Raw genomic sequence first — 17,149 nt, forward strand, 5'->3', positions numbered from 1 at the left:
CTGCGCCCCGGCGGCGGCCAACCGGCCGACGGCGAGGCCACGTTCACCGCCGGCGACTGAACGCCGGGGACCGAACGTCGAGCCACGCACGCCGGGCCCCGCACGCCGGAGGGGGCGCGGGCGGCCGGGCGAACGGGCGGCCGCGCGGCGGGAGTTGACCGCGCGGGCCGACGCCGGAGACCGAACCTTCCCGCGCGGTCACCGTGCCCCGCGAACCCGCCGGCGGCGCCGCGTCCCCGAGCATCCGGGCCGGGTAACGTTCAGCCCCGGGTGGCCGCTCGTGCAACCGACCGGGTGCCCGCCGGAGTCCTATGCCCCGAGCGACGACCGTGTGAGAGCCGACCGCCTGGCGAGAGCCGGCCGAAGAGGAAGGGGGAGGCGGCGACGTGCAGCCCCTCGGCCCGGGTCAACCGTCACGTGTGGGCCCCTACCGGCTGTTGGGCCGGCTGGGGGCTGGCGGCATGGGGGAGGTCTATCTCGGCCGCTCGCCCAGCGGGCGCACGGCGGCGGTCAAGCTGGTGCACGCCCACCTGGCGGCCGACGCGGAGTTCCGTCGGCGCTTCCGGCGGGAGATCGACGCGGCCCGCCGGGTCAGCGGGGCCTGGACCGCGCCCGTGCTGGACAGCGACACCGAATCCGCCGTGCCCTGGGTCGCCACCGGCTATGTGCCCGGCCCCTCGCTGTCCGACGTGGTGGGCGCCCACGGCCCGCTGCCCGAGGCCACCGTGTGGGTCCTCGCCCACGGCCTGGCCCAGGCGTTGGCCGACATCCACGGCAACGGGCTGATCCACCGGGACCTCAAGCCGTCCAACATCCTGATCACCCTGGACGGGCCCAAGGTGATCGACTTCGGGATCGCCCACGCCGTGGACGCCAGCCGCGCCACCCGCACCGGCTCGATGGTCGGCTCCCCCGGCTATATGGCGCCCGAGCAGATCCGGGGCGAGGGCATCACCACGGCCGCCGACGTCTTCGCCCTCGGCGCGGTCCTCGCCTATGCGGCCACCGCCGTCCCGCCATTCGCCCCCGACCAGCCCTCCCTCCACACCGTCCTCTACCGCGTCCTCCACGAACCGCCCGAACTCGGCCCCGACACCGGCCCGTTGACCGGGCCGCTCCGCGAACTGGCCGCGTCGAGCCTGGACAAGGCGCCGGAACGCCGGCCGGACCTGCCCGCGATCCTGGCGGCGGTCTCCGGGCGCGCCGGCTCCTCCGAGCTGTGGCTGCCGCCCCAGCTCACCGCCCAACTCGGCCGGGACGCCGCGCACCTGCTCTCCCTTGAGGGACCGCAGCCAACCCAGGCCGGCGCCGCCGCCCCGGCCTCCGCCTGGGGCGGCCCGCCGCCGGGCCCCGGCCAACCCGCCACCATCACCGGCCCGTTGGGACCCCTGCCCACCGCGCCCGCGCCGCCCCCGCCGCCCGACCGCCGGTGGCGCACCGCGCTGATCGCCGGCACCGCCGCGCTGGCCGTGATCGCCGGGGCCGTGGCGATCGCCAACCTCCCCTCGGGCGAGGAGAGGCCACCCGGCGCCGGCAGCGGTAACGGGCCCACCGAGGAGACCTCGGACCCCGGCGAGCCCGAGGGCCGGTCCGGCGACGACCTGCCCGTCGACGACGAGGCCACCGACGGCGGCGACGACGGCAACGCGCCCGACCCCGGCGCGCCGTTCTTCGACCAACTCCCCGAGGCCGTCCAGCGGTCGGGCCGCCTCGACGTCCGGGCCGGCACCTACGCCGCGCCGCTGATGTTCATCGAGTCGGGGAACCAGCCGGCCGGTCTCGAACACGACCTGGCGCTGGAGATCGGCGAACGCCTGGGCGTGCGGATCGACTTCTCGGCCATGCCCGACTACGAGGCGCTGCTGAACGCGATGACCGTCGCGGGCGCCGCCGGGGAGTACGGCCAGTTCGCCATGGGCGGCCTCCAGGACACCCCGGCGATCCGGGGGAACCAGAACCTGTCCTTCGTCAATCACCTCCGGGAGGGCTTCGTCCTGCTCGTCCCCCAGGACTCCGGCACCCGCACCTTCGCGGACGTGTGCGGAAAGAACGTGGTCACCTGGGATTCCGAGCAGCTGCGGGAGATCGTCCGGCAGGAGAGCGCCAACTGTGAACGGGAGTCCATCGACGTCGAGACCGCCATGACCATGGAGGAGATGGTCGCCATGGTCAACGACACCGAGGTCGCCGGGATCGTCGTCCCCTACTCGGGGGCCGTCGACTATCTGGCGGAGAACCCGGGCAGCGGCCTGTGGGCCACCGAGGAGCAGATCGCCGTCACCCCACGGGGCATCGCCGTCCACCGGGGCAACGAGGAGCTGTGCGACGCGCTCCAGGCGGCCGTCCAGTCCATGATCGACGACGGCACCTATCAGGAGCTGCTCGACGAGTGGCAACTGCCGGCCCTGGCCGTGGAGTCGGTCACCGTCAACCTCGGCTGACGGCCCGACGCCGCTGGTCCCCGGGGCGGCGCCCCGGAGGCCAGCGCACTCCGGCCGGAACCACGGCCCCCGGTCTCGGGGCCGTCAGCGCAGCGCCTCGTCGAGCAGCTCGGCTATCTCCGGCAGCTCCCGCGACAGCTCGGCCCGCCCCTCGTCCCACTGCTCCCGCGTCAACTCCTCGGGCAGCCCCTCGGGAAGCTGCTCCGGCAGCTCGTCAGGCAGCTCGTCCGGCGTCACCAGCGGCAGGTCCCCCAGCAGCCCGCCGGGCAACAGCCCGCCCAGCGGCTCGTTCGGATCGGCCTCCAGGATCTCCGCGTCGGCCGGCGGCGAGAACTGGAACGCCCCACCGGCCGGCGCCGCGAAGTCGACCTGGGTGAAGGCGACCTCGATCGTCTGCCCGCCGGCCGCCTCGCCGCGCACCGCCAGCGGCACCCCCGTCTCCGCGTCCACCGAGACCCGCGCGAAGGCCAGCGGGCTGTTCGCGTCCGTCGGCTCGATCGTCAGCTGGTACACGTCGCGCCCCGCGACCCGGCCCGTGCCGTCCACGGCGATGTCCGCGTCCCGCTCCGCCTCGGTCAGCAGCCGCTCGGCGGCCTCCTGCGGCGTGAGGTCCCCCGTCCACGCCTCGGCGTCCCCGTGCTCCTGCCCCTCCTGGTCGCCCCTCGCCTCGGCCAACTCCGCGAGATCCGCCCGGAAGACCACGTTCTCCGCGCTGTCGTAGGCCCAGAGCTGATCGCCGTTGTGGATCACGGCGAACTCCTCCGACCCGTCGACCAGGGTCAGCCGCTGCCGGTCGGGGCCGTCCACCGCCACCCGCAGGGTGCTCTCGCCGGCGGCCAGCCCGGCCAGCCGACCGGCCGGCCCCTCCAGGCCGTCCAGCACGCCCTCGGCGACCCCGCCCAGGTCCGGCACGCCCAGGTCGCTCTCCACCCGAACCGTCCCCGAGAGCTGGGTGGTCTCCGACTCGGCGACCAGCACCACCAGCTCCTCGGCCGTCACCTCGGGCAGGTCGGGGCTGCCGTCGCTGGCGAGTGCCGGCCAGACGCCCACCCCGATCGCCGCGACACCGGCCGTGACGGCAACGGGAAGTCCCGCCCGCCTGATGTTCCTGTGCAAACCCATCGGATGCCCCTCCACTCGCCTTCTGGCTGTCTCCATTGCAACAGCTCGGCGGCGTCGGGGCATCCGCCCACGGGCTGCATCTCCTGTACGACCACAGGACGACCCGGGCGTCCCCGGAGGCCCAACTTCCCTAGGGGGAATCAGCCTCGGGTCTAAGGGCTCCCCCGGGGCCGTCATACCCCGGGCCACCTACCGTGGTCTAACGCGTACGGTCGGCCACCGAGACGCACAGGTCGAGCAGGGCGGACTTCGCCGGCCCGTCCGGCAGCGGCTCCAGGGCCTGCCCGGCCCGCTCGGCGAAGGCCCTGGCGTCCCTCCTGGCCAGGTCCAGCGCCCGATGGGCACGCAGCCCCGCCAGTGCCTCCGCCAGCCGACCGTCGTCCGTCAGGTCACCGGCGAGCAGCTCGGCCAGCTCGCGGTCGGCGGCCAGCCCCTCCCTGGCGACCAACTCCCGCAGCCGCAGCACCGGCAGGGTCGCCACCCCCTCCCGCAGGTCGGTCCCCGGGGTCTTGCCCGACTCACGCCCGTCGCTGGCGATGTCCAGCACGTCGTCGGCCAACTGGAAGGCCACGCCGATCAGCTCGCCATACCGCGCCAGCACGTTGATCGTCGCCTCGGATGCCCCCGACATCAGCGCGCCCATCCGCCCGGCGACCGCGATCAGCGAGCCCGTCTTCCCCGCGACCACCTCCAGGTGGTGGGCGATCGGGTCCTCCCCGGGGCGCGGCCCCTGGGTCTCCTGGATCTGCCCGGTGACCAGGCGCTCGAACGCCTCCGCCTGCACCCGCACGGCGGCCGTCCCCAGCTCCGCCACTATCGTCGAGGCGCGGGAGAAGAGGAAGTCGCCGGTGAGGACGGCCACCGAGTTGTCCCAACGCGCGTTGACACTGGGCACGCCCCGCCTGACCTCGGCCTCGTCCATGATGTCGTCGTGGTAGAGGGTGGCCAGATGGGTCAGCTCCACCACCACGGCCGAGGGCACCACGCCGGGGGCGTGGGCATCCCCGAACCGCGCGGCCAACAGCACCAGCAGCGGGCGGAAACGCTTCCCGCCGGCACGAACGAGGTGTTGCGCGGCCTCCGTTATCAAGGGGACGTCACTCTTGGTGGCTTCGACCAGCCCCGCCTCGACGGCGGAAAGCCCCGCCTGGACCTCGGCCTCCAGGGCCGGGTCCCGCACGCTCACCCCGAAGGGCCCCACGACGGTCACGAGCGCTCTCCCCTGATCTTTCGATGGGTTGTTCCAGGCAGCGTATCCGGTCGCAAGTCGATCACTTCCAGGACGTACCGCTGCCGCGCGGGAGGGGCGTGACTAGCATGGGAACCATGTCGTCCGACTCGGCGCTGTTTGGAATCGACAACCTCCCCTACGGCGTGTTCAGCCCACGGGACGCCCCCGAAGAGCGGCGGATCGGGGTCCGCCTCGGCGACCGGGTGCTGGACGCGGGGGCCGCCGCCCGCGCCCTCGGATCGCCGCACGCCGCCCCGCTCTCCGCGCCCTCGCTGGACGCGCTGCTGGCCGCCGGCCGCCCCGTGTGGCGGGCCGTCCGCGCCGAGCTGCGCTCCTGGCTCGGCGACGCGGCCCACCGCGAGCGCGTCGAGCCGCTGCTGCGCCCGCTCGACACGGTCACGCTCCATCTGCCGTTCACCGTCGCCGACTACGTCGACTTCTACTCCAGCGAGCACCACGCGCGGAACGTCGGCGAGATCTTCCGGCCGGGCGGCGCCTCGCTGACGCCCAACTGGAAGCACATGCCCATCGGTTACCACGGCCGGGCCGGCTCGGTGCGGGTCTCCGGCTCGCCCGTGCCGCGCCCGCTGGGGCAGCGCCGCCCGGCGGAGGGCTCGGCCACGCCGGGCTTCGGGCCCTCCCAGCGGCTCGACATCGAGGCCGAGGTCGGCTTCGTGGTGGGCACCGGCTCCGCGCCGGGCCGCCCGGTGCCGCTGTCCGCGCTGCGCGAGCACGTCTTCGGCGTCTGCCTGCTCAACGACTGGTCGGCGCGGGACATCCAGGCGTGGGAGTACGTGCCGCTCGGGCCGTTCCTCGGCAAGTCGTTCGCCACCTCGATCTCCGCCTGGATCACGCCACTTGACGCCCTGGACGCGGCCTGGACCGCGCCGCCGCCGCGCGACGTGCCGCCGCTCCCCTACCTCGACGACGCCTCGGCCCCGCCCGGCGGGCTCGACCTGCGGCTGAGCGTGCTGATCAACGGCCACCCCGTGGCCCACCCGCCGTTCGCGACGATGTACTGGACCGCCGCCCAGCAGCTGGCCCACCTCACGATCAACGGCGCCCACCTGCGGACCGGGGACCTGTTCGCCTCGGGCACCGTCTCGGGCGCCGCGCCCGAGGAGCGCGGCTGCCTCCTCGAACTCACCTGGAACGGCGAACGGCCGCTGCGCCTGCCGGACGGGGAGCGGGCGTTCCTCATGGACGGGGACCGGGTCACGCTCACCGCCTGGGCGCCGGGCCCCGGCGGGCAGCGGATCGGCCTGGGCGAGGTCAGCGGCACGGTGGAGCCGACGCCCGCCTGACCGAATCGCGATCGTCGTGGATCACTGCGGGAGCGTTCGCGGTCGACTCGTGCACGATTCGTGCGCAAGGTCTCGGCCAGGCGCCGTCCATGAAATAGGACCGTAACAGTGGTCAATACCCCTCTTCCGGGCGGCTAATCTGCCCTGAACACGCTCAACTTTGAGGGGAAACAGATGCGTAGCTCGATACGTCTCGCCGTGCCCGCCGTGGCGGCGGCCATGCTGCTGCTCGGTGCGTGCGGCAGCGACGACGAGGACGGCGAAGGCGGCGCCCTGGGGATCGGGGAACAGTCGGAGGAGGAGCAGCAGCAGGAAGGCGAGGGGGAGACCGGCGGCGAGGAGGGCGGCGACGCCGGCGCCGAGGGCGGCGCGGCCCCGACCGCCGAGGAGCTGGAGGGCATGTGGTCGACGGGCCTTGAGGACGCCGACGCCGTGCTGACCTTCACCTCGGGCAGCGTCACCTTCATGGAGAGCACCACCGCCGACATGTCCGGGGCCTACTGCCTGGGCACGGTCTCCGGTGCCTCCATGTCGCTGGAGTGCGACAACGGCAGCACCGACTGGAGCGAGGGCACGCTGGCGCTCAACGGCTCGGAGCTGAACGTCACCTGGGCCTCCGGCACCACCGAGACCTACACCTCGCTCTCCGACATCTCCGGGCTTGAGGACCTGCCCGACCTGGGCGACCTGGGCGGTCTCGGCGAGGAGGAGCTGGCCGAACTGGAGGACCTGGAGCGGGAGCTGGAAGAACTCGGCTACTGACGCCCACCGGCGCACGCGACGCCCGAGGGCCGGGCCGACCCCCAGGGGCCGGCCCCGGGAGGCACCCTCGGGCCAACGCCACGACGCCCCCGCGCCCACGAGCACGGAAAGCTTCCGTACCCGTGGGCGCGGGGGCGTCTACGCTGAACGGAAACGCCGGCGGACGCCCCGTCCCGCCGGCCGTCAACCGGACCTTCCACGGTGAGTTGGGGGAGACAGATGCGCGGAACGCGGAGTACCAGGGGAGTCTGGCCACGCCTGGCGGCGCCGGGCGCGGCGGTCGCCGCCGTGCTGCTGCTCGGCGCCTGCGGGGGCGGCGGGGACGCCAGCTCCCTCCTCGACCAGGAGCGCGGGCAGGACCAGCAGGGCGAGGAGGAGGCCGACGCCCCACGCGAGGTCTCCGCCGAGGACGTCGAGGGCTTCTGGAGCACCGGCTCGGAGTCCGACGGCAGCGTGCTGTTCATCGACTCCGGCAGCGCCGCGTTCACCACGGGCGCCAACTCCGACGCCCCCACCTTCTGCATGGGCGCGGTCAGCGGCGCCCAGCTGACCCTGGAGTGCCAGGACGGCTCGTCCGAGTGGACCGAGGCGACGCTGGCCCCCGAGGGCGACGGCCTCCAGGTCGCCTGGGCCTCCGGCGCCGAGGAGACCTACGCGCCCGTGACGGACCTGTCGGACCTGGAGATGCTGCCGGACCTCTCCCAACTCCCCGAGATCCCGGGGCTGCCCGACCTCTCCGAGATCCCCGGCCTGGAGGAGCTGCCCGACCCCTCCGAGCTGCTGCCCGAACTGCCCCGGGACGGCGAGCTGCCGGAGCTGCCGGGGGACGGCGGCCAGGACGACTCGCTGGACCTCTGAGCCCCTTCCCCCGGACGCCGAACGGCCCGGCCCCGCGTGGGGGCCGGGCCGTTCTCCCGTCGAGCCGAGCGGCGCGCCACGGCGCCGCCGGCGGCGTCAGTGCACGAACACCCCCGCCTGGCCCGCCAGGTCGAGGAAGTACTGCGGGGCGACGCCCAGCACGACCGTGACCACGGCCGCCAGCCCGACGACCGTGCTGGTGAACGGGCTGGGGATGACCACCGACGGGCCGTCCGCCTTGGGCTCGCTGAAGAACATCAGCACGATCACCCGGATGTAGAAGAACGCGGCGATCGCCGACGCCAGCACGCCGACCACCACCAGGCCCATGGCCCCGGCGTCGGCCGCCGCCCGGAAGACGGCGAACTTGCCGGCGAAGCCCGAGGTCAGCGGGATGCCGGCGAAGGCCAGCAGGAACAGCGCGAAGACCGAGGCCAGCAGCGGTGAACGCCGGCCGAGCCCCGCCCACTTGGAGAGGTGCGTCGCCTCGCCGCCCGAGTCCCGCACCAGCGTCACCACGGCGAAGGCGCCCAGCGTGACGAAGGAGTAGGCACCCAGGTAGAAGAGGACCGAGGACACCCCGTCCTCCGTCACCGCCACCACGCCGGCCAGGATGAACCCGGCGTGCGCGATGGAGGAGTAGGCCAGCAGCCGCTTGACGTCGGTCTGGGTGATCGCGACGATCGCGCCGCCCACCATGGAGGCGATGGTCACGCCCCACAGCACCGGCTCCCAGTCCCAGCGCAGGCCCGGCAGCACCACATAGAGCAGCCGCAGCAGCGCGCCGAACGCGGCGACCTTGGTGGCCGCCGCCATGAAGCCGGTGACCGGGGTCGGCGCGCCCTGGTAGACGTCGGGCGTCCACATGTGGAACGGCACGGCCCCCACCTTGAACAGCAGGCCCATCACCAGCATGGCCCCGCCGATCAGCAGCAGCGCGTCGTTGCCCATGGTGCCGGCCAACCCGGGCTCGATGGCGCCCGGTTCGCCGCTGACCACCTCGGCGATACCGCTGTAGGAGACGGTGCCCGCGTAGCCGTAGAGCAGCGCCACGCCGAAGAGCAGGAACGCCGAGGCGAACGCGCCCAGCAGGAAGTACTTGACGGCCGCCTCCTGGGAGAGCAGCCGCCGCCTGCGGGCCATCGCGCACAGCAGGTAGAGCGGCAGCGACAGCACCTCAAGGGCGATGAACAGCACCAACAGGTCGTTGGCCGCCGGGAACAGCAGCATCCCGCCGACCGCGAAGAGCAGCAGCGGGAAGATCTCCGTGGTGGTCCAGCCGGCCCGCACCGCCTCCTTCTCCGCCGGGCCGCCCGGCACGGCGGCCGGGGCGGCGGCGAAGGAGTCCACCGAGGCGCCGTGCAGCGCCGGCTCCAGCCGCCGCTCGGCGAAGAGGAACACGGACACCAGGCCGACCAGGGTGATCACGCCCTGGAGGAACAGCGCCGGGCCGTCGACCGCCAGCGCGCCCATGCCGGCGACCTGCGCCTCGCCGCTCGCGTGCCCGCCGGCCGCGAGGCCGACGACGGCCGCGAACGCGCCGGCCAACGCCAGCGTGGAGACGGCCACTTCCGCGTAGTACCGCTGCTTACGAGGCAGGAACGCCTCGATCAGCACGCCAAGGATGGCGGCGCCGAACACGATCAGGCTCGGCGAGAGCGCGACCCATTCGATGTCCGGGGCCTGCAAGTCGTTCACGGTGCGGCCTCCACTGCGGGCAGTTCAGGTTCGGGGTCCGACTGGTCCACGTCCGAGAGCGTGTGCTCGACCGCCGGGTTGACGATGTCGGTGAGCGGCTGCGGGTAGACGCCCAGGAAGATCAGCAGCGCGATCAGCGGGGCCACCACCGTCAGCTCCCGCACCCTCAGGTCCGGCAGCTTCTCCAGGCCCGGCTTGAGCGGCCCGGTCATGGTGCGCTGGTAGAGGATCAACACATACAGCGCCGCCAGCACGATGCCGGCGCACGCCACGATCCCGGCCGCCTTGTAGCGGCTGAACGTGCCGACCAGCACCAGGAACTCGCTGACGAACGGCCCGAGCCCCGGCAGCGAGAGCGTCGCGAGACCGCCGATCAGGAACGTCCCGGCCAGCACCGGCGCCGTCTTCTGCACGCCGCCGTAGTCGCTGATCAGGCGCGAGCCGCGCCGGGCGATCAGGAAGCCGGCGACCAGCATCAACGCGGCCGTCGCGACACCGTGGTTGACCATGTACAGCGTCGCGCCGCCCTGCCCCTGGCTGGTCATGGCGAAGATGCCCAGCACGATGAAGCCGAAGTGGCTGATGGACGCGTAGGCGATCAGCCGCTTGATGTCCCGCTGCCCCAGCGCCAGCAGCGCGCCGTAGATGATGCTGACCAGCGCCAGGACGATCACCACGGGCGTCGCCCAGTCGCTGGCCTCGGGGAAGAGGCCCAGGCAGAAGCGGAGCATCGCGAAGGTGCCGACCTTGTCCACCACGGCGGTGATCAGCACGGCGACCGGCGCGGTGGACTCGCCCATCGCGTTGGGCAGCCAGGTGTGCAGCGGCCACAGCGGCGCCTTGATCGCGAAGGCGACGAAGAAGCCGAGGAACAGCCAGCGTTCGGTGGCCGTCCCGAAGTCCAGCTCGCCGGCGGACCGCGCCTCCAGGATCGCCTGCAACGAGAAGGTGCCCTCGGGCAGCTGGTCGGCCGTGGCGACATAGACGCCGATCACGGCGGCCAGCATCACCAGGCCGCCGACCAGGTTGTACAGCAGGAACTTGACGGCCGCGTAGGACCGTTGCCTGGCCTGCCCCTCCTCGGTGTCCTGCTCTCCCGCGCGGTCCCCGAAGCCCCCGATGAGGAAGTACATCGGGATGAGCATGGCCTCGAAGAAGATGTAGAAGAGGAAGATGTCGGTCGCGGCGAACGACAGGATGACCATCGCCTCGACCATCAGGATCAGCGCGAAGAAGCCCTGGGTGGGCCGCCACCGCCGGGTCGCCGGCGCCTCGCCTTCTCTGGGCCCCTCCTGCCCGCTGGCGGGCAGGGAGGGAGGGTCGGCGTCGTGCCAGCCCGCGCCGATCAGGAACGGGATCAGCACGGCGGTCAGCGCGATCATCGCCACGCCGATGCCGTCCACGCCCAGCTCGTAGCGGACCCCGAAGTCCTCGATCCAGGACCGGGACTCCGTCAGCTGGTAGCGGTCGGCGCCCGAGCCGGTGTCGAACCGCAGCAGCACGGCGGCCGCGAAGCCGACCGTCGCCAACGAGAACAGCAGCGCCAGCCACTTGGCCACGGTGCGCCGCGCCGCCGGAACGGCCGCCGTGGCGACGGCTCCGATGGCCGGCGTCAGGGCCGTGGCCGTCAGCAGGGGAAATGACATGTCAGACCGCCCTCATCAGCAGGGTCGCGGCGACCAGCACGGCCGCGCCGCCGAACATCGAGACCGCGTAGGAGCGCGCGAACCCGTTCTGGACCCGCCGCAGCCGGCCGGACAGCCCGCCGACGGAGGCCGCCGTGCCGTTCACCACGCCGTCCACCAGCTTGTGGTCGAGGTAGACCAGGCCACGGGTGAGGTAGTTGCCCGGCCTGACCAGCACCGCGTGGTTGAAGTCGTCCTGGAGCAGGTCGCGTCGGGCGGCGCGGGTGATCCACCGCCCGGCAGGCGCCACCACCGGCACCGGCCGGCGCCCGTACTGCCACCAGGCGCCGACGACGCCCAGCAGCATCACGCCGGTCGCGGCGAGCGCGACCGTTCCGTGGCTGACCGGGGAGTCCCCGTGGCCGAGGCCGGTGACCGGCTCCAGCCAGTGGACGAACCGCTCGCCCGAGTCGAAGAAGAAGCCGGCGCCGACCGAGCCGACCGCCAGCACCATCATCGGGATGGTCATGGACAGCGGGGACTCGTGCGGGTGCGGCTCGTGCCCCTGGGCGTCCGGCTGCCACCGCTTCTCGCCGAAGAACGTCAGCAGCATGATCCGCGTCATGTAGTAGGCGGTGAGCGCCGCGCCCAGCAGCATCACCCCGCCCAGAATCCAGCCCTCGGCGCCGCCCTGGCTGAACCCGGCGTAGATGATCTCGTCCTTGGAGAAGTAGCCGGACAGGTACGGGAAGCCGATGATCGCCAGATAGGCGAGGCCGAACGTGACGAACGTGATCGGCATGTACTTCCGCAGGCCGCCGTAACGGCGCATGTCCACCTCGTCGTTCATGCCGTGCATGACCGAGCCGGCGCCGAGGAAGAGGCCCGCCTTGAAGAAGCCGTGGGTGACCAGGTGCATGATCGCGAAGACGTAGCCGACCGGTCCGAGCCCTGCGGCCAGCATCATGTAGCCGATCTGCGACATGGTCGAGCCGGCCAGCGCCTTCTTGATGTCGTCCTTGGCGCAACCGACGATCGCACCGAAGAGCAGCGTCACCGCGCCGACGACGATCACCACGGTCTGCGCGTCGGGCGCCGCGTTGAAGATCGCCCCGGAGCGGGTGATCAGGTACACGCCGGCGGTCACCATGGTGGCGGCGTGGATCAGCGCGGAGACCGGGGTCGGGCCCTCCATCGCGTCGCCCAGCCAGGACTGGAGCGGCACCTGGGCCGACTTGCCGCAGGCCGCGAGCAGCAGCATCAGGCCGATCGCGGTGAGGGTGCCCTCGCCGGTCTCGTTGGCGTTGGCGAGCACCGGCTCGAAGGCGAAGGTGCCGAAGGTGGTGAACATCAGCAGGATGGCGATGGACAGGCCCACGTCGCCGACCCGGTTGACCACGAACGCCTTCTTGGCCGCCGTCGCCGCGCTCGGCTTGTGTTGCCAGAACCCGATCAGCAGGAACGAGGCCAGGCCGACGCCCTCCCAACCCACGTAGAGGAGGAGGTAGTTGTCGGCCAGCACCAGCAGCAGCATCGCCGCGAGGAACAGGTTGAGGTAGGCGAAGAACCGCCGCCGGCGCGGGTCGTGCGCCATGTAGCCGATCGAGTAGAGGTGGATCAGGGTGCCCACGCTCGTGATCAGCAGCACGAAGGTCATCGACAGCTGGTCCAGCCGGAACGCGACGTCCGCCTGGAGGTCGGCCACCGGAATCCAGCTGAACAGGTGCTGGTGCAGGGCGCGTTCCTCGCCCTCCCGGCCCAGCATGTCGAGGAACAGCGTGACGGCGAGGACGAGGGAGACGGCGGCGAGCGCCGTCGCCAGCCAGTGGCCCGTCCTCTCCAGGAGGCGCCCGCCCACCAGGAGCACGGCGGCGCCGAGGAGCGGCGCGCCGACGAGCAGTCCGATCATTGACTCCACTGGTACCTGTCCCCTTACAGCTTCATCAGACTGGCGTCGTCAACCGAGGCCGAGTGACGGGAGCGGTAGACCGTGACGATGATCGCCAGCCCGACGACGACCTCGGCCGCCGCCACCACCATCACGAAGAAGGCGAGGATCTGGCCGTCGAGGTTGCCGTGCATCCGGGAGAAGGTGACCAGCGCCAGGTTGGCCGCGTTGAGCATCAGCTCCACGCACATGAACACCACGATCGCGTTCCGCCGCAGCAGCACGCCACAGGCGCCCAGGGTGAAGAGCAGGGCCGAGAGATAGAGGTAGTTCTCCGGGTTCACTTCCTGGCCTCCTCGGCGTCCGTGGCGGCCTCGTCGGCGGCACCGGCGGGGCCGTCGGCGGCCGAACTCCCGGCGAGACCCTTGCCGTTGACCCCGTCCGCGCCGTTGCCGTTGGCGCCGTTGCCGTTCGTCTGGCCGGCGGGGATGCCGGGGTTCTCCGGGCGGCCGTGGTGGCGGTTGGTGCGCTGCTCCAGCGCGCGGACGGCGGCGAGCGCGTCCCGGTGCACCTCACGCATCTGACCCCGCGCGCGGAGCGTGGGGTTGACGGTCAGCTCGGACGGGCTGCCGTCGGGCAGCAGGCCGGGCAGGTCCACGGCGTTGTGCCGGGCGTAGACGCCGGGCGCCGGCAGCGGCGGCAGGTGCTTGTTCTCGCGGACCCGCGCCTCGGCCTGCTCGCGCTGCGACTTGGCGCGCTCAAGCCGCTCCCGGTGGGTGAGCAGCGTGGCACCCACCGCGGCGATGGTCAGCAGCACGCCGGTGACCTCGAACGCCACCACGTAGCGGGTGAACAGCAGCGAGGCCAGGCCCTGGACGTTGCCGCCCGAGTTGGCCTGGCCGAGCCCGGTGAACGAGCCGGTCGACGCCTGCCCGATGCCGGAGACCAGCAGCAGGCCGAGTCCCAGGCCACAGGCGGCGGCCAACCACTGCTGGCCCTTGAGCGTCTCCTTGAGCGAGTCGGTCGAGGAGACCCCGACCAGCATCAGCACGAAGAGGAAGAGCATCATCACGGCGCCGGTGTAGACGACGATCTGCACCATGCCGAGGAAGTAGGCGCCGTTGGACAGGTAGAACAGCGCCAGGATCACCATCGTGCCGGCCAGGCAGAGCGCGGAGTACACCGCACGCCGCATCAGCACGGTGCCCAGGCCGCCCAGCAGCGCCAGCGGCCCCAACAGCCAGAACTGCGCCGCCTCCCCGGTGGAGGTGGAGGTCTCGGCGGCCAGCGAGGCGAGCGCGCTCATGCCCGCACCTCCGTCGTGCCCGCGTCGGACCCGGCGGCCGGGTCGGTCAGCCGGGAGGCCGCCGCCAGCGCGTCGTCCGCCTCGCGGCCCTCGGGCGTCTCGCCCTTGGAGCGGGCGACCTGCCGGACCGTGCCGGGCGCCGCGCCCGTCACCTCGCCCCGGTAGTACGACTGCTCGTCGGTGCCCGGGTACATGGCGTGTGGCGCCTCGACCATGCCGTCCCGCAGGCCGGCCAGCAGCTCCTCCTTGGTGTAGATCAGGGAGGCGCGGCTGCGGTCGGCCAGCTCGTACTCGTTGGTCATGGTCAACGCGCGGGTGGGGCACGCCTCGACGCACAGCCCGCACAGGATGCAGCGCAGGTAGTTGATCTGGTAGACGCGGCCGTAGCGCTCGCCCGGGGAGTAGCGCTCCTCCTCGGTGTTGTCCGCGCCCTCCACATAGATGGCGTCGGCGGGACAGGCCCAGGCGCACAGCTCGCAGCCGATGCACTTCTCCAGCCCGTCCGGGTGGCGGTTGAGCTGGTGACGGCCGTGGAAACGGGGCGCGGTCGGCTTCTTCTCCTCCGGGTACTGCTCGGTCAGCCGCTTCTTGAACATGGCCTTGAAGGTCACGCCGAAGCCGGCCACGGGATTCTGGAACTCAGGCATCGTCGCCCTCCTTTCCTTCGGTCGTGATGGCCGCCTTCTCCTCGGCGTTCTCCGCCGTGGCCCGCCCGGCCCGCGAGGGGCGGCGGGGCACCGGCGGCAGGGTCTGTCCCGGCAGCGGTGGCACGGGGTAGCCGCCGGCCATCGGGTCGAACGGCTCCTCGGGCTCGCCGGCCTTCGCGGCCTCCTCGCGCTGGTCGGAGCGGTCCCGCAGGAAGTCGATGACCAGCGAGACCAGCAGCAGCGTCAGCACGCCGCCGACCACCCACATCACGATGTCCTGGAAGTCGTAGCCCTCGTTCTGCATGGCGCGCACGGTGGCGACCAGCATCAGCCAGACCAGCGCGATGGGGATGAGGACCTTCCAGCCGAGCACCATGAACTGGTCGTAGCGGACCCGGGGCAGCGAGGCCCTGATCCAGATGAAGAAGAAGATGACCGCGACCAGCTTCACGGTGAACCAGAGCATCGGCCACCAGCCGGAGTTGGCGCCCTCCCAGAAGCTCAGCGGCGCGGGGGCGCGCCAGCCGCCCAGGAAGAGCGTCACCATCAGGGCGGAGACGGTCACCGTGTGGATGTACTCGGACATCATGAAGAAGGCGAACTTGATGGACGAGTACTCGGTGAGGTACCCGCCGACCAGGTCGCCCTCGGACTCCGGCATGTCGAACGGCGGGCGGTGCGCCTCGCCGACCATCGCGACCATGTAGATCAGGAACGACACCGGCAGCAGCACCATGAACCAGCGGTCCTCCTGCGCGGCGACGATGCCCGAGGTGGACATGGAGCCGGAGTAGAGGAAGACGGCGGCGAAGCTGAGGCCCATGGCGACCTCGTAGGAGATGATCTGCGCCGTGGCCCGCACGCCGCCCAGCAGCGGGTACGTCGAGTTCGACGACCAGCCGGCGAGCACCGTGCCGTAGACGGCGATGGCCGCCGTGGCCAGCACGTAGAGCAACGCGACCGGCAGGTCGGTGAGTTGCAGCACCGTCTCGGTGCCGAAGATGCTCACCGGGTCGTCGGCCGGGCCGAACGGGATCACCGCGATGGCCATCAGCGCGGGGATGGTGGCCAGCATGGGCGCCAGGACGTAGAGCACCTTGTCGGCGCCCTTGACGATGATGTCCTCCTTGAACATCAGCTTGACGCCGTCGGCCAGCGACTGGAGCATCCCCCAGGGGCCGGCCCGGTTGGGGCCGATGCGCAGCTGCATCCAGCCGAGCACCTTGCGCTCCATCACGATGCTGATCAGCACGGTGCCCAGCAGAAACGCGAAGCAGAACACGGCCTTGACCAGGATCAGCCAGAACGGGTCCTGCCCGAACATGGACAGGTCCGCCTCCTCGGCCAGGCCCTGGACCGGGGTCCCTGCACGCATCACGCGTTCACCTCCTCGATGGCCGGGGAAGCGGCCGAGCCAGGGGCGGCGACCCGGACCAGCTCGCCGGGTCGGGCGCCCAGGTCCTGGTAGGCGCCGCCGCCAACGGAGTTGAGCGGCAGCCAGACCACGCGGTCGGGCAGCTCCTCGGTGACCCGCAGCGGCAGGGTCACGGTGCCGGCGGGTCCGGTGACGGCGAGCCGGTCGCCGTCCGTGACGCCGGCCTCCGCCGCTGTCGCCCTGGAGAGCCTGGCCTCGGCGGCGTGCCGGGTGGCGGCCAGGGCGTCGTCACCCTGCTGCATCAGGCCCTGGTCCAGCAGGAGTCGGTGCCCAGCGAGGACGGCCTCGCCGGCCTCGGGCCGGGGCAGCTCGGTCGGCGTGGCCGTGGGCCCGAGCGGCAGGGCGCCCCGCCACTCCCCCAGCCCGTCCAACTCGGCGCGCAGCGTGGGCAGGTCGGGCAGGCCCAGGTGCACGTCCAGCGCGTCGGCCAGCATCTGGAGGGCGCGGGCGTCCGGCAGGGTCTGGCGCCTGGTCATCTGGTCGGGCTTGATGGCGGCGGCGAACGGCCGGGCGCGGCCCTCCCAGTTGAGGAACGTGCCGTCCTTCTCGACCACGGCGGAGACCGGCAGCACCACGTGGGCCCGTTCGGTCACCTCCGACGGGCGCTGCTCCAGGCTGAGCAGGAAGCCGTTCGCGGCGACCGCGTCCAGCGCGGCGCGGGCGGCGGCCGGGTCCGGCAGGTCGGCGACCTCGACGCCGGCGACCACCAGGGCGGCCAACTCGCCGTCGGCGGCGGCCGCCAGGATGCCGGCGGTGTCGCGGCCCGGCCGCTCGGGCAGCGCCCGAACGCCCCAGGCGGCGGCGATCTCGGCCCTGGCCTCGGCGTCCGACT

At 72.4% G+C, this 17,149-nt stretch carries 14 protein-coding genes; 4 read left to right on the forward strand and 10 right to left on the reverse strand.

Annotated elements, in window-relative coordinates:
- The first annotated feature begins 386 nt into the window (after positions 1-386).
- Positions 387-2,441: a serine/threonine-protein kinase gene (locus tag EBN88_RS20840; RefSeq protein ID WP_122185440.1), complete on the forward strand. Its 2,055-nt coding sequence runs from the start codon at positions 387-389 to the stop codon at positions 2,439-2,441.
- A gap of 84 nt (positions 2,442-2,525) precedes the next feature.
- Here EBN88_RS20840 and EBN88_RS20845 read toward each other — a convergent pair whose 3' ends face one another.
- Together EBN88_RS20845 and EBN88_RS20850 are read right to left on the reverse strand one after the other, a co-directional pair.
- Positions 2,526-3,563, reverse strand: coding sequence for a LolA family protein (locus tag EBN88_RS20845; RefSeq protein WP_122185441.1), 1,038 nt, complete (start codon positions 3,561-3,563; stop codon positions 2,526-2,528).
- A gap of 199 nt (positions 3,564-3,762) precedes the next feature.
- Positions 3,763-4,773, reverse strand: coding sequence for a polyprenyl synthetase family protein (locus tag EBN88_RS20850; RefSeq protein WP_122185442.1), 1,011 nt, complete (start codon positions 4,771-4,773; stop codon positions 3,763-3,765).
- A gap of 116 nt (positions 4,774-4,889) precedes the next feature.
- Here EBN88_RS20850 and fahA point away from each other — a divergent pair, with 116 nt between their 5' ends.
- The 3 genes from fahA to EBN88_RS20865 all read left to right on the forward strand — a co-directional run bounded on the left by fahA (position 4,890) and on the right by EBN88_RS20865 (position 7,718).
- Entirely contained in the window at positions 4,890-6,098 is a 1,209-nt protein-coding gene (gene fahA / locus EBN88_RS20855) for a fumarylacetoacetase (RefSeq protein ID WP_233580820.1), read from the forward strand.
- 174 nt (positions 6,099-6,272) lie between these two features.
- Complete coding sequence (locus tag EBN88_RS20860; RefSeq protein ID WP_147472785.1) at positions 6,273-6,860, forward strand: hypothetical protein; 588 nt, start codon at positions 6,273-6,275, stop codon at positions 6,858-6,860.
- Between the two features lie 219 nt (positions 6,861-7,079).
- A complete protein-coding gene (locus tag EBN88_RS20865) occupies positions 7,080-7,718 on the forward strand; it encodes a hypothetical protein (protein ID WP_122185445.1) in 639 nt (212 codons plus the stop codon).
- A 96-nt stretch (positions 7,719-7,814) separates the two neighbouring features.
- On the opposite strand, the gene nuoN is transcribed toward EBN88_RS20865, so the two are convergent.
- The 8 genes from nuoN to EBN88_RS20905 form a co-directional block, all read right to left on the reverse strand.
- Complete coding sequence (gene nuoN, locus EBN88_RS20870) at positions 7,815-9,416, reverse strand: NADH-quinone oxidoreductase subunit NuoN (protein WP_122185446.1); 1,602 nt, start codon at positions 9,414-9,416, stop codon at positions 7,815-7,817.
- On the reverse strand, positions 9,413-11,062 hold the full coding sequence (locus EBN88_RS20875) for an NADH-quinone oxidoreductase subunit M (protein WP_122185447.1): 1,650 nt from the start codon (positions 11,060-11,062) through the stop codon (positions 9,413-9,415). The genes nuoN and EBN88_RS20875 overlap by 4 nt, the downstream gene beginning before the upstream one ends.
- A 1-nt stretch (position 11,063) precedes the next feature.
- Entirely contained in the window at positions 11,064-12,959 is a 1,896-nt protein-coding gene (gene nuoL, locus EBN88_RS20880; protein WP_122185448.1) for an NADH-quinone oxidoreductase subunit L, read from the reverse strand.
- Positions 12,960-12,973: 14 nt separating this feature from the next.
- A complete protein-coding gene (gene nuoK / locus EBN88_RS20885; protein ID WP_122185449.1) occupies positions 12,974-13,273 on the reverse strand; it encodes an NADH-quinone oxidoreductase subunit NuoK in 300 nt (99 codons plus the stop codon).
- The gene (locus EBN88_RS20890; protein WP_122185450.1) at positions 13,270-14,235 is read right to left on the reverse strand and encodes an NADH-quinone oxidoreductase subunit J; all 966 of its coding nucleotides are present in this window, start codon (positions 14,233-14,235) and stop codon (positions 13,270-13,272) included. The genes nuoK and EBN88_RS20890 overlap by 4 nt, the downstream gene beginning before the upstream one ends.
- Positions 14,232-14,882 carry an NADH-quinone oxidoreductase subunit NuoI gene (nuoI, locus tag EBN88_RS20895; RefSeq protein WP_122185451.1) on the reverse strand — a complete coding sequence of 217 codons (651 nt, stop codon included), beginning with the start codon at positions 14,880-14,882 and terminating at the stop codon, positions 14,232-14,234. Before nuoI ends, EBN88_RS20890 begins: the two co-directional genes overlap by 4 nt.
- The gene (gene nuoH / locus EBN88_RS20900; RefSeq protein WP_122185452.1) at positions 14,875-16,257 is read right to left on the reverse strand and encodes an NADH-quinone oxidoreductase subunit NuoH; all 1,383 of its coding nucleotides are present in this window, start codon (positions 16,255-16,257) and stop codon (positions 14,875-14,877) included. Before nuoH ends, nuoI begins: the two co-directional genes overlap by 8 nt.
- Positions 16,257-17,149: molybdopterin dinucleotide binding domain-containing protein (locus tag EBN88_RS20905; RefSeq protein WP_147472786.1), on the reverse strand; the 893-nt coding region annotated here is incomplete at its 5' end. The genes EBN88_RS20905 and nuoH, both read right to left, overlap by 1 nt.

It is taken from the genome of Streptomyces triticirhizae (genome assembly GCF_003696235.1).
Classification (GTDB): domain Bacteria; phylum Actinomycetota; class Actinomycetes; order Streptomycetales; family Streptomycetaceae; genus Streptomyces; species Streptomyces triticirhizae.